This window comes from Bradyrhizobium sp. Ses1 (genome assembly GCF_059512365.1).
Genome location: NZ_JCAMOQ010000100.1, coordinates 1 through 11,432, shown reverse-complemented (window position 1 = coordinate 11,432; position 11,432 = coordinate 1). Strand labels below are relative to the sequence as shown.

Sequence of the window (11,432 nt, the reverse complement as noted above, 5' to 3'; positions counted from 1 at the left end):
TCCGACGGATTGCTCCACCCAACTTAAACACTGGAACTCTGCAAGTCAGCTACCCGCGGTCCTCGCCGGACGGATACAAATCAATTCAGAAAATTGAATTGCTACATATAGGCTCCGATCCCACAAACATATCGATCTGTCTGCAAAGCCTGGGAAAGGCTTCCCCATCGATCACGGCCGATCAAATTGAATTGGAGGCTCGCGGGCTCGACAATCGGGCGCGGAGCAAAGTCGGAACTATCGATTGATAGCCGTCCGACGTAGGTCCCCTGGACTACAACCAAGCTCTCGACGCATCCATCGCGCCATATGTGACTGGTGGGCAAAGCCGACCTCCAACGCGACCTCGCTTGGGCCCAACTTTCCCTGCAGCAGAAGGAAACGCGCTCGTTCCACCCTCCTCCGCAATACGTAGCGATGAACCGTCAATCCCATGGCGACCTTGAACCATGTTCGCAGATGCGAATTGCTGACGCCCGCCTCGCGGCTCAATATTTCGAGCGTAAGGGGCTGATCCAGTTTCTCATCGATATAGGTCAACACTCGCTTGAGCTGAATTGGCGAGAGACGAGCCTGCGGGTCGAGCGGCTCGCCACGCAGCCCAAGCAATTGAATTGCTAGCGCGATCCCGATGCTCTCGGCATACAGGAGATCGCTTGCTGATTTCAGTGAAAGATCGTGCTCGATAGATCGAGCCAGACTAAAGATCCGATCGTGACGAAGCATATGGCGTTTTTCAAACCCGTTTGCGGTTGTGGTTCGCCCGATCTCGGCCCTTACACGGTCCAGCACCACCGGAGCGAGGCGGATTTCAAGGGACTGATAAGCCGCTTCTGCGTCGAAGCCTCCGGTGTCTCCAGAGGGAATGAGATCGATGTCGCCGACTTCCCGCAAAGCGGCAAATCCAGTCTCTCGACAAAAAGTGCGGGTGGCATGGCTTAGGTGTACGACAATTCTGTGGGCATCAATAGGGGGGAGTACGCAGGCGCCTGGTTCAACAAGCCTTAACGTGGCCTCGAGGGGCAGCGCCGAACCGATCTGAAAATGCATTTGGCAATCTCGAACTTTGGCGGAACGTACTCAAGATTTGGCCAATTGTGCGCGACTTTCAACTGCTCGAAATCCAAAAAGCTAATACTCCGAACAACAAATGAAGATCGGCACACATGAGTTACTATGTCGTGGTGGGAGCAGGCCCAGTCGGACGCGAAACGGCTCGCCTTCTGGCAGAACAGGGGCATAGCGTAGTCCTGACGAGCAGAAATGCTGGCATGATCGAGGCGCGAGCGGTGCGCACCATTTCGGCAGATGCGACCAACGCAGTTCAGCTGGCTGAGATCAGCAAAGGCGCTGAAGCGATCTTCATGTGCGCCATGGCGGCCTATGACAGATGGCCGACTGACTTCTTTCCAATCATGGACGGCACGGTCAAGGCCGCTGAGGAGACTGACGCCAAGATCGTCGTGCTCGGCAACCTATATGGATACGGCGAAAGTGCCACAAGCCCACTTTCGCCATTGGCGCCGCTCAATCCGACCAGCAGAAAAGGCACAGTGAGGGGCATTATGTGGGAGCGCGCGGCCAGATCGAAGGTTCCCGCGATCGAAGTCCGTGCAAGCGATTACCTGGGCAACGGAGCTATTACCTATTTTTCGCTACTTGCCCTTCCCTCCCTTCTGAAGAAGGAGACGGTTTCATTTCCAGGTAGTCTGGATGCTATCCACGCTTGGTCATTCACCAAAGACACCGCGAAGACACTTGTGTCCGCGGCGCACTATACGGGAGAGTGGAATCGAGCGTTTCACGTTCCAAGCCAGTATGCGTCAATCCGCGAACTCACCGAAAAATTCGCAACAGCTCTCGAGTTTGAGACGCCTAAATTGCGCGAGCTCACAACGGAGGAATTGCAGGCCGTCGGTTTCCACGAAGGCGTGGAGATGCGCTACTTGTTCGATAACCCACTTGTCGTCGACGCAAGCGACACCGAGCAACTTCTCGGCGTCACAGCAAGCAGCCTCGAAATAATGATCCAAGAAACACTGCTGGATCACAAGTGATGGAATTTGTCGGCTAGCCTGATCGTCTTGCGCGCCATAGAACTCGGTCTTCAAAACCGGGCTGCTTTAGATTTGCTCACATGCAGCGAGAAGCCGGACGTGCCAGCACCTTCAAGCCCAGGCTTCAGCTTCATGCTGGGGATGAAATAGTCGCCACCATTCTGCTTTCTATAGGCTATCGGCGCAGTTGTCTCGATAGCACGCATCCTGTCCCGGAGCTGCGTCGCGACTGCTTCGAAATCGGCCTCGCTGAAGCGATCAACCCGGTAGGCAACGAAGGGCGGCAGGACTTCGTACCCTGGATAAAACAGAACCCCGTGATTGATCGGGAACAGCAAATCATCAATTGGACCGTTCACTCCTCGATCCGAATAGTGCTCCTCCCAACCGCCGGCTGTTACGATCAACATCGCTCGCTTACCCGCGAGATTTCCCTCTCCGAAGCGGTCGCCCCATCGCTTGTCGCTATGTTCCCCGACGCCGTAGGCAAAGCCATTCGCGTAGACGCGATCGACCCAACCCTTAAGGATCGCGGGCATGCCGTACCACCAGAGTGGAAATTGCAGGATCAGCATGTCTGCCCAGACAAGGTTATCGATCTCGCGCTTTACATCCGATGTGAGCGCGTCGCCGTGGAAGGCATCGTTTGATGCCGCGCCCGCGACGAGACGCTTTTCGACCGGCCAGTTCGGAAAGTCTGCACGATCGACTTCAGACTTCCACTCCTGGGCGTAAAGATCGGACACCCGAACTTCGTGACCTTGCCCAACCAGCTCCTGTACTGCAACGTCCCGGAGGGACGCGCTGAGCGACTTCGGTTCAGGATGAGCAAAAACCAGCACCACTTTCATAGATCGAACTCCGAGGCATTAACGGCGAATCTTCGTCCGACAGAGAACACCGGTTTTAGCTATATTTGAAATCGAGTAATTGCTCGGCTACTATTCATGTCATGGATAGCAAGCGGCTTGATCTCAACCTTCTGGTTACCCTCGAAGCGCTTCTAATCGAACAGAACGTGACGAGGGCTGCCGCCAGGCTGCGCCTGAGTCAGCCTGCGGTCAGCGCTCAACTTAACCGCCTCAGGAAGGTATTTGACGACCCCTTGCTGATCCCGGCACAGCGCGGGATGACACCGACCGTCAAGGCGCTCGAATTGCTTGAACCGGTACGCCAAGCGCTCGACCAGGTTCGATCCACCGTTTCACGCCACAGAAACTTCGATCCCGCCAGAGCTGAGATGACCATCACGGTCTCTTGTACAGACTACTTGCAATATGCTTTGGTCGAGCCGCTCGTCCTCGAATTAAGGAAAACGGCGCCCCGGGTGCGGATCGCTATCCGCAACCTCGATCTTCCGCAACTGGAAGCGCAGATGGCGCGGGGCGATGTCGATCTCGCTCTGATGACTCCGACAGACGCGCCCGCCAACCTCCGCACCAGACACCTGTTCCATGACCGATACATACTTATTGGACGGAAAGATCACCCTCGCCTTTCGAACCGACTATCGATCAAGCAGTTCACGGAACTCGAGCACGTAATTGTATCCCTTCGCGGGGGAGACTTTGTTACTCCCGTGGATATCTCGTTAGCAGCCTTGGGACTTCGACGTAACGTCGTAATGTCCGCGGCATCCTTTCTATTTGTCCCGGACATTGTGGCTCGTTCCGATTTCGTTGCTTTGGTGCCGGAACGCTTGATGTACGAACGGACCGAGAGATTGCGATTGGTTGAAAGTCCGTTTCCTGTCGAGGGATTCTCGGTCGGCATGGTCTGGCATGAACGCACCCATGGGCATAGCGGTCACCGCTGGATCCGCGAGGCGATCGTCTCGTTGGCCAACGCGCGGCTTGCCGAGCATGCTATCGCTTCAAATCTCACCCGCAGGCACGATCGACGCACAAAGCCTTCAAAGTAAGCTCGCTCGCCTGCTTCGATCCACCACGGCTCGCAAATTTGCGATTGCCGGTCGAGGTGGTACGAAATGCCGGTTGGCGCCCCGCAGTCCAATCAGTGCTTGCTCAAACCGTCACGACGACCTTGCCCAATTGATCATTTGACTCCAGAAAGCGATGCGCTTCGACGATCTGAACAAACGGAAAGGTCTTCGCGATCACTGGCTTTAGCGAGTCTGAGACGAGACCATCTAGGACGAACTTCTTCGCCGCCTCCAATCGAGACTTATTGCCGGTGATCTCATGGACGAGGTAGCCGCGGAGCGTGAGAATCTTGCCCAGCACGGTAGGCAATGGAAACGGGGTCGGCTCGGCACTGAGTCCGCCGTACTCGAGGAGCATACCTCCCCGCGACATTGCTGCGGTTAGAGGATTAAATATCGGCCCTCCGACAGCATCGAGAACAACGCGTACCCCTTCCGGGCCAGCAATATCCTTGAGCCTCTGCTCCAGATCCTCTTCTTCTGAAGCAATCACCTCCGATGCGCCCAACTCGAGCAGAGCTGGCTTCTTTCGAGAAGTCCTCGTGATAGCTATTGTATTCGCCCCAACGGTCTTCGCGACCTGGATCGCGGCAATTCCAACGCTACTCGAAGCGGCCGTAATGACGAGATGATCGCTCTTGGTCAACTTGGCCACTTCGATAAGGGCGCCATAGGCGGTTAGGTACTGCATCCACACGGCGGCCGCCGAGGCGAAGCTGAGCGACGCCGGGTGCTTGACAACGATATCCGCGGGAAACGTCGCGACCTCGCTGTAAGTGGGCCAGCGAACCATTGAAATTGGCGGGATGATACTAACCGCGTCACCGACCACGAAGCCGTCTACGCCTTCTCCGAGCCGTTCGACGACGCCAGCCGCTTCTAGCCCAAGGCTGGACGGCAATGTTGCCGCTTCAATATATGCGCCCTTGCGCAGGTTCGCTTCAGCCCGGTTAAGGCCCAGTGCTTTAACGCGAATTTGGACCTCACCCCGACCTGGCGGCTGAACATCGACGTTCTCGATGCGGAGAACCTCAGGACCCCCATGCTCGTGGAATCGAATAACCCGTGCCATTCTAGCGTACCCCAAAATTGTTGAGTCAACTGAGACTTGCCAGCAGACCCAGCGCAAATAAATAGGATGCTGGGCAAAACAGTAGAAACTGAGAGTTTCGAAATGGACCGTCTTGCTAGCATGGCCGCGTTCGTAAAAGCCGTTGAGTTGGGAACGTTCGCGGCCGCAGCTGCTGCGCTTGATCTATCTGGGCCGATGGTCGGCAAACACGTCCGATTTCTCGAAGAACGTCTGGGTGTACGCCTCATCAACCGGACTACGCGCCGCCAGAGCCTGACCGAATTCGGGCGCGCTTACTATGAACGCTGCCGGACGGTTCTGGCCGAAGCAGAGGCTGCGGACGCATTGGCAGCGGATCAGCTATCCCAACCCTGTGGAAAGCTACGTGTCACTATGCCCGTGCTATTCGGCCGACGGTGCGTGACTCCAATCCTACTGACGCTTGCGCAGAAATATCCCGCTCTGGAGCTTGACATATCCTTCAGTGATCGCCTCGTCGACCTCGCCGAAGATGGTTATGATCTTGCCATCCGGACCGGCGACTTGGACAACAAAGCCGGAATGATTGCGCGGCGCATCGCGCGCCAGCGCATGATCGTCTGCGCATCGCCGTCCTATGTTGAGATGAACGGCCCGCCGCAGCAGATCGAGGATCTCGGCAAGCACAATGCCATCATCTATCGTCGGTCAGGCCGCATTCGCCCGTGGATCTTCCCGAGAAAGCACGGAGCCCCGGTGGGGATTACCCCCGCTAACCGGTTGAGACTGGATGACCTCGACGCGATAGCCGATGCAGCGGTCAGCGGTATGGGCTTGGCCTGGCTTCCCTACTGGCTGATTCGCGAACGCATTCGGGCGGGCACGCTAGTCCCACTATTGGTGGATCAGCCTTCATTTCCTTACGACTGCCATGCTCTGTGGCTACAAACGCCACACCTACCACTCAAGGTACGTCTCGCAGTGGATGCATTGGCGGCCGCTTTGCCCAAGCGTATGATGTGACACGAACACGCGCCTTGAGACACTGACAGAGGCCTCAAACTGATTCAATGTCGAGGGTGGTCAGGTACTACGCTTGCTGTGTGTTAACGTTCACGTGCCGCGGCTGTGTCACTACATAGAGGACGGCATTGGCGACATCTGCGGCTTCGAGTTGCTCCATGTCGCCGAGCCGGCGCTGAGCGCTGTCGCGCACATCCTCGCAATGAGTCCGGCATTCACAGCGCCCAGCTCGATGCTGGTGACGCGGATGAGATCCTCTTCGTATCCATGGATGCCCCAATCGAAGCCTCTATCACGCGCTCTGCCGCTAGTTTGGGAGGGAGCTCGCCAGTGTCGGTCGGACTTCGTGATCTTGGGTGGGCTATCGCAACATCATAACCCCGAAGCCTTCGACGGGTTGCTGGCTGAACCAAGCGGAAGCGGCCGCGATTGCCAGACCAAGCAACCATCGTTTACGCAACCATCGCTGGACGTCCCGCCAGACCGAGCCGGAAATTGGACGCGCCGGAGGGGGAAGGGCGAAAGAGATCCTATTTTCCTTGGTGGCGGGGTCCGCTACACCGCGACACCCACTATTTGGGGAGCTCTGTTTTGATATCGACGGGCAGCGGTATCGACAGACTTGAATTGCAGGTGCGGAAGGAAGGCATGAAGAGCTGAACGCAGACCGGTAGGTCTCGTGTTACAGTGGTGGACGGGCTTCGGTCCTAATTGTCCGACTCGTCGCACAGCGTGCGACGTACGACCATTAAAAGCGTCGCACGAGACCCGGTTTGTTCTGCCGAGGAGTTTAAAAAAGCCCTTGCGGGCCAATCTCTTAAGGGTGGTGGGCGCACCAGGGCTCGAACCTGGGACCCGCTGATTAAGAGTCAGCTGCTCTACCAACTGAGCTATGCGCCCGGAACGGGCCCGGCAGACCTCGTTGCGAGGGCCGTCGTTTAGCAAAGCGCCCCCGCGATGTCCAGCAAGCTGGATGAGGTTTTCCCGTGCTTTGGCAAGGCGCCCGGGAACATGAAAAACCGCCGGATTCCGGCGGTTTTTCCGATGGTTAGGTCACCAACCGGCGGGGTCAGAGCCGACCGGAGCCGTCGCGGTCACCCCGATCGTCGCGGTCAAAGCCGCGGTCGAAGCGGTGGCGGCGCCAGCCTTCACCCCCAAAGCGGCGGTCCATGTGGGTCAGGAGGGTGAGCCGGCGCTTCTGATTGTCGTCCAGCGTCTTGTAGAGCGGATCGGCGGCGTCGGCGATCTTCTTCAGCGCGGTGGCGCTGGCTGCCATGTTGTCGGCGCGCTCGCGGAGCCGGGCAACCAGATCCGGCTTCTGCTGCGCATCCGCGTTCTTCTCCGCCTCCATCCGCGCATTGGCGCGGTCGATCCGGAGCTTGGCGAAATCGCGCACCGCGGCCTCGACCGGCGGCCACAGCTTCTCCTGGTCGGCCGTGAGCTTCAGCCCGGCGTGAACGGCGGCGATCCGGGCATCGAGGAAGGCCGCGCGGTCCTCCGGGTTCATCCGCATCTGGCCATGCATCCACGGACGATGCTGGGCGTAGGCGACGGTGGAGCCGGCGATGGCGAGCGCCGCGGCGCCAGCGAGCAGAACTTTCTTCATGCGAACCTCCTTTGAAGGTTGCCTGAAGATGAGACCGCCCTGCCCGCACCGCAACTTACAGTTTGGACAGGGAGCGTTCCCTTACCAAGATGTAATCCGCCATCCTTAAGCGTTCACAACATGCCGAGCGCACGCGGCAGCCACAGCGAGATCTCGGGAACGTAGGTGACGATGCCGAGGAAGATCAGCATGGTCAAAAGCCACGGCCACACCGCGATCGTCAGTTCCGTGATGCCCATCTTGGCGATGCCGGACGCGACATAGAGGTTGAGGCCGACAGGCGGATGGCACATGCCGACCTCCATGTTGACCACCATCAGGATGCCGAGATGCACCGGATGGATGCCGAGCTTGACCGCCACCGGAAACAGGATCGGCGCCATGATCAGCACGATCGAGGACGCCTCCATTACATTGCCGGCGAGCAGCAGCAGCAGGTTGACCACCAGCAGGAACATGATCCAGTCGACGCCCGCCCCGGTGATCCATGCCGCGATCTGCTGCGGGATGTTCTCATTCGCCATCAGGAACGAGAACAGCACCGCGTTTGTGATGATGTAGAGGATCATCGCGCTCATGTTAGCCGAGCCGAGCAGCACCCTGGGCACGTCCTTCAGCGACATATCGCGATAGACGAAGACCGCGATGACGAAGGCGTACACCGCGCTGACGGCGGCGGCCTCCGTCGGCGTGAACATGCCGGCGTAGATGCCGCCGAGCACGATCACGATCAGCAGCAATCCCCAGACGCAGCGACGGAACGCGGTGAACCGCTCCGCCCAGCTTGCGCGCGGCAGCCGCGGATAGTCATTGCGCCAGGCGCGATAGAATGTCGTCGTCCCCAATAGCGCGGCGAGCATCAAGCCGGGGATCACACCGGCGATGAACATCTGCCCGACGGACGCAGAGGAGACGCGATGGCCGGCCGGATCGAGCGCGATGCTGCCGCCGGTCGCGACGCAATAGATCACCATCACGATCGACGGCGGAATCAGGATGCCGAGCGCGCCGGAAGTCGTGATCACGCCCGCGCCGAAGCGCTTCGGAAATCCATGGCTCACCATCGCCGGCATCATGATCGAGCCGATCGCGATCACGGTCGCCGGTGACGAGCCCGACACCGCCGCAAACAGCGCGCAGGCCATGACGCCGGCGAGCCCCAGCCCGCCATACCAATGTCCGACCATCGCGGTCGCAAAAGCGATCATGCGGCGGGCGACGCCGCCATGGGTCAGGAAATTGCCGGCCAGAATGAAGAACGGGATCGCCATGATCTCGAAATTGTCGATGCCGGTGAACAGTTTCAGCGCCACCGATTCCGTCGGCACGTTGGTCATGGTGAAGATGAAGGTGAGCACGGTCAGACCGAGCGCGATCGAGATCGGCATGCCTGTCAGCATCAGGACAATCAGCAGGCCGAAGATGAAGAGGCTCGTCATCGCGTCACCTCGCCGGCACCGATCGCGGGCGCATCGACCTCGACGCCCTCGACGCGGGCATGATCGTGATGCGGAAGTTCACCGGTGCGGAAATAAGCCCAGGCAACCTGCAGGAAGCGGAAGCACATCAAATAGGAACCGAGCGGAATGCAGAGATAGACGAACCAGCTCGGTATCTCGAGATCAGGCGAGACCTGGTCGGTCTGCATCAGGCCGTAGACGAACTTTGCGCCCATGGTGCCGATCACGGCGGTGAAGAAGGCGCCGCAGAGCAGACCGAACAGCACCACGATGTTGCGCCACGGCGATCTGAGCTGGTTGACGACGACGTCGACGCCGACATGGATGCCGGTGCGCACGCCATAGGCCGCGCCGAACTTCGCCATCCACACGAACATGTAGATGCATAATTCCTGCGCCCAGGACAGGTTGATCGGGAACAGGATCGGGTAAAGCAAGGGAATGCCGATCAGATAGCGATGGCACACCGCCACGAAGATGATGAGAGTCGCGGCCGCCATCAGCGTCGCGATCAATATCTCCTCCAGCCGGTCGAGGATGCGGAGCAGTATCAATGTTCCCCCCGTCTACAGTGAATTCGTCATGGTGGGCTAAGGCGCGAAAGGCGTCTTCGCGCAGGCCGCCCGGGCATCCACAAAGACGTGGATGGCCGGGTCAAGCCCGGCCATGACGGAAGAGTACGCCCCAATCAACACGTCTCAGTTCGTCGCCCCCTTGGTCTCCTTGACGAATTCGTCGATCAAGCCCTGGCCGACGCGCTTGGCGACGTCCTTGTAGACCGGCTCCATCGCCTTGCGCATCGCCGCATCCTGCTCCGGCGTCAGCGCGATGATCTCGCTCTTGCCGGTCTTCTTGATCTCGGCGAGCGCGTCGTCGTTCTCCTTCTGCGACTGGCCGTTGCCGTAGACGGTGGCTTCCTTCATCGCCTTGTCGCACTGCTCGCGGATGTCGGGCGGCAGGCCCTCCCAGAACTTCTTGTTCACGACCACGATGTAGCCGATATAGCCGTGATTGGTGGTGGTGATGTACTTCTGCACCTCGTGCATTTTCTGGGTGTAGATGTTCGACCAGGTATTCTCCTGGCCGTCGACCACGCCGGTCTGCAGTGCCTGGTAGACCTCGGAGAACGCCATCACCTGGGGGATCGCGCCGAGGCTTCGGAACTGCGCCTCCAGCACCTTGGACGACTGGATTCGGAACTTCAGCCCCTTGTAGTCCGCCGGCTCGATCAGCTTCTTGTTGGCGCTCATCTGCTTGAAGCCGTTGTCCCAGTAAGCGAGACCGATCATGCCCTTCGGCTCGAGCAATTTCAGAAGTTTCGCGCCAAGCGGACCGTCGGTGACTTTGCGCAGCGTGGCAAGGTCGGGAAGGATGTAGGGCAGATCGAACACCTCGAACTCCTTGACCCCGATCGGGCCGAACTTGGAGTTCGACGGCGCCAGCATCTGGACCGCGCCGAGTTGCAGGGCCTCGAGCTCTTCCTTGTCTTTGTAAAGCTGCGAGTTCGGGTAGACCTCAACCTTCACCTTGCCATTGGTGTATTTCTCGGCGAGTTCCTTGAACTTCTCGGCCGCCTGCCCCTTCGGCGTGTTGGTTGCGACGACGTGACTGAACTTGATGACGATCGGATCGTCCGCCGCCGCCGGCCCGGCAAAAGCAATCCCCACGACCGATGCCGCAGCCAACATCCACTTACGCATGTTTCCTCCCGCTTCATTGCGGGGCGCGCCAATCACCCGCCCCAAGTTCTTGTATGCCACCAATACAGAGAAGCCGGCCAAATTGCCATTGCCCGTTAGCAGGGGCCGCCGTCGTCGCATGCTGCGCCGCAAAATTGCGACGTTCTGTCCGGCATGCGCTCATTGGCCATCGTGCTGTCGCGTCTTGCCCACCGTCGTCCGTCGAAAGACGGCCGTAGGATGGGTAGAGCGCAGCGAAACCCATCGCGATGAAGCAAGCCTCACGAATGATGGGTTTCGCTTCGCTCTACCCATCCTACGATTTCACCGAACCTCGCATCGGTGTCGTCCCCGCGAAGGCGGGGACCCATAACCACAGGGAGTTGTTGTGGCGCGAGCAAGCGGCTGCAGCGGAGCACATCACATCTGCCTGTGGTTATGGGTCCCGGGTCAAGCCCGGGACGACGAGAGGAGAGATCACGATTCAAATTTCAAACAGCAGAGAGGATGTGAGTCGGCATTCTCGCGGCATGTATTGCCCGAGCTTTGCGTCTCGTTTCACCCTCTCATCAATCAGAGGGCGCAGGGAAAGCCGGGTGCTGGTTGCACCCGTG

At 58.8% G+C, this 11,432-nt stretch carries 10 protein-coding genes and 1 tRNA gene; 3 read left to right on the top strand and 8 right to left on the bottom strand.

Going from position 1 to position 11,432, the window contains the following annotated elements:
• Positions 1-237: 237 nt before the first annotated feature.
• Positions 238-1,050 (bottom strand): helix-turn-helix transcriptional regulator, encoded by an 813-nt coding sequence (locus tag AC5ZG5_RS44630; protein WP_456642507.1) that lies wholly within the window; start codon positions 1,048-1,050, stop codon positions 238-240.
• Positions 1,051-1,166: 116 nt separating this feature from the next.
• Here AC5ZG5_RS44630 and AC5ZG5_RS44625 point away from each other — a divergent pair, with 116 nt between their 5' ends.
• Positions 1,167-2,057 (top strand): NAD(P)H-binding protein, encoded by an 891-nt coding sequence (locus tag AC5ZG5_RS44625; RefSeq protein ID WP_456642506.1) that lies wholly within the window; start codon positions 1,167-1,169, stop codon positions 2,055-2,057.
• A 50-nt stretch (positions 2,058-2,107) separates the two neighbouring features.
• Here AC5ZG5_RS44625 and AC5ZG5_RS44620 read toward each other — a convergent pair whose 3' ends face one another.
• A complete protein-coding gene (locus AC5ZG5_RS44620) occupies positions 2,108-2,908 on the bottom strand; it encodes an NAD(P)H-dependent oxidoreductase (protein WP_456642505.1) in 801 nt (266 codons plus the stop codon).
• Positions 2,909-3,009: 101 nt separating this feature from the next.
• Between AC5ZG5_RS44620 and AC5ZG5_RS44615 the strand changes: the two genes are divergently transcribed.
• On the top strand, positions 3,010-3,978 hold the full coding sequence (locus tag AC5ZG5_RS44615; RefSeq protein ID WP_456642504.1) for a LysR family transcriptional regulator: 969 nt from the start codon (positions 3,010-3,012) through the stop codon (positions 3,976-3,978).
• Between the two features lie 103 nt (positions 3,979-4,081).
• Here AC5ZG5_RS44615 and AC5ZG5_RS44610 read toward each other — a convergent pair whose 3' ends face one another.
• Positions 4,082-5,071 carry a zinc-dependent alcohol dehydrogenase family protein gene (locus AC5ZG5_RS44610; protein ID WP_456642503.1) on the bottom strand — a complete coding sequence of 330 codons (990 nt, stop codon included), beginning with the start codon at positions 5,069-5,071 and terminating at the stop codon, positions 4,082-4,084.
• A 102-nt stretch (positions 5,072-5,173) separates the two neighbouring features.
• Between AC5ZG5_RS44610 and AC5ZG5_RS44605 the strand changes: the two genes are divergently transcribed.
• Complete coding sequence (locus tag AC5ZG5_RS44605) at positions 5,174-6,073, top strand: LysR family transcriptional regulator (RefSeq protein WP_456642502.1); 900 nt, start codon at positions 5,174-5,176, stop codon at positions 6,071-6,073.
• An 824-nt stretch (positions 6,074-6,897) separates the two neighbouring features.
• Here AC5ZG5_RS44605 and AC5ZG5_RS44600 read toward each other — a convergent pair.
• From AC5ZG5_RS44600 to AC5ZG5_RS44580, 5 genes are all read right to left on the bottom strand, one after another.
• Positions 6,898-6,973 (bottom strand) — tRNA-Lys (locus tag AC5ZG5_RS44600).
• Between the two features lie 169 nt (positions 6,974-7,142).
• Positions 7,143-7,679, bottom strand: a complete 537-nt coding sequence (locus tag AC5ZG5_RS44595) for a Spy/CpxP family protein refolding chaperone (protein ID WP_456642501.1) — start codon at positions 7,677-7,679, stop codon at positions 7,143-7,145.
• A 113-nt stretch (positions 7,680-7,792) separates the two neighbouring features.
• The gene (locus AC5ZG5_RS44590; protein WP_456642500.1) at positions 7,793-9,118 is read right to left on the bottom strand and encodes a TRAP transporter large permease; all 1,326 of its coding nucleotides are present in this window, start codon (positions 9,116-9,118) and stop codon (positions 7,793-7,795) included.
• Positions 9,115-9,690: a TRAP transporter small permease gene (locus AC5ZG5_RS44585; RefSeq protein WP_035689066.1), complete on the bottom strand. Its 576-nt coding sequence runs from the start codon at positions 9,688-9,690 to the stop codon at positions 9,115-9,117. Before AC5ZG5_RS44585 ends, AC5ZG5_RS44590 begins: the two co-directional genes overlap by 4 nt.
• Positions 9,691-9,837: 147 nt before the next feature.
• On the bottom strand, positions 9,838-10,839 hold the full coding sequence (locus AC5ZG5_RS44580; protein ID WP_456642499.1) for a TRAP transporter substrate-binding protein: 1,002 nt from the start codon (positions 10,837-10,839) through the stop codon (positions 9,838-9,840).
• Between the last annotated feature and the right edge of the window lie 593 nt (positions 10,840-11,432).

Excerpts from the sequence above, each read along its gene's own strand:
- AC5ZG5_RS44630 (WP_456642507.1), bottom strand. The coding sequence starts at position 1,050 with ATGCATTTTCAGATCGGTTCGGCGCTGCCCCTCGAGGCCACGTTAAGG.
- AC5ZG5_RS44625 (WP_456642506.1), top strand. The coding sequence starts at position 1,167 with ATGAGTTACTATGTCGTGGTGGGAGCAGGCCCAGTCGGACGCGAAACG.
- AC5ZG5_RS44620 (WP_456642505.1), bottom strand. The coding sequence starts at position 2,908 with ATGAAAGTGGTGCTGGTTTTTGCTCATCCTGAACCGAAGTCGCTCAGC.
- AC5ZG5_RS44615 (WP_456642504.1), top strand. The coding sequence starts at position 3,010 with ATGGATAGCAAGCGGCTTGATCTCAACCTTCTGGTTACCCTCGAAGCG.
- AC5ZG5_RS44610 (WP_456642503.1), bottom strand. The coding sequence starts at position 5,071 with ATGGCACGGGTTATTCGATTCCACGAGCATGGGGGTCCTGAGGTTCTC.
- AC5ZG5_RS44605 (WP_456642502.1), top strand. The coding sequence starts at position 5,174 with ATGGACCGTCTTGCTAGCATGGCCGCGTTCGTAAAAGCCGTTGAGTTG.
- AC5ZG5_RS44595 (WP_456642501.1), bottom strand. The coding sequence starts at position 7,679 with ATGAAGAAAGTTCTGCTCGCTGGCGCCGCGGCGCTCGCCATCGCCGGC.
- AC5ZG5_RS44590 (WP_456642500.1), bottom strand. The coding sequence starts at position 9,118 with ATGACGAGCCTCTTCATCTTCGGCCTGCTGATTGTCCTGATGCTGACA.
- AC5ZG5_RS44580 (WP_456642499.1), bottom strand. The coding sequence starts at position 10,839 with ATGCGTAAGTGGATGTTGGCTGCGGCATCGGTCGTGGGGATTGCTTTT.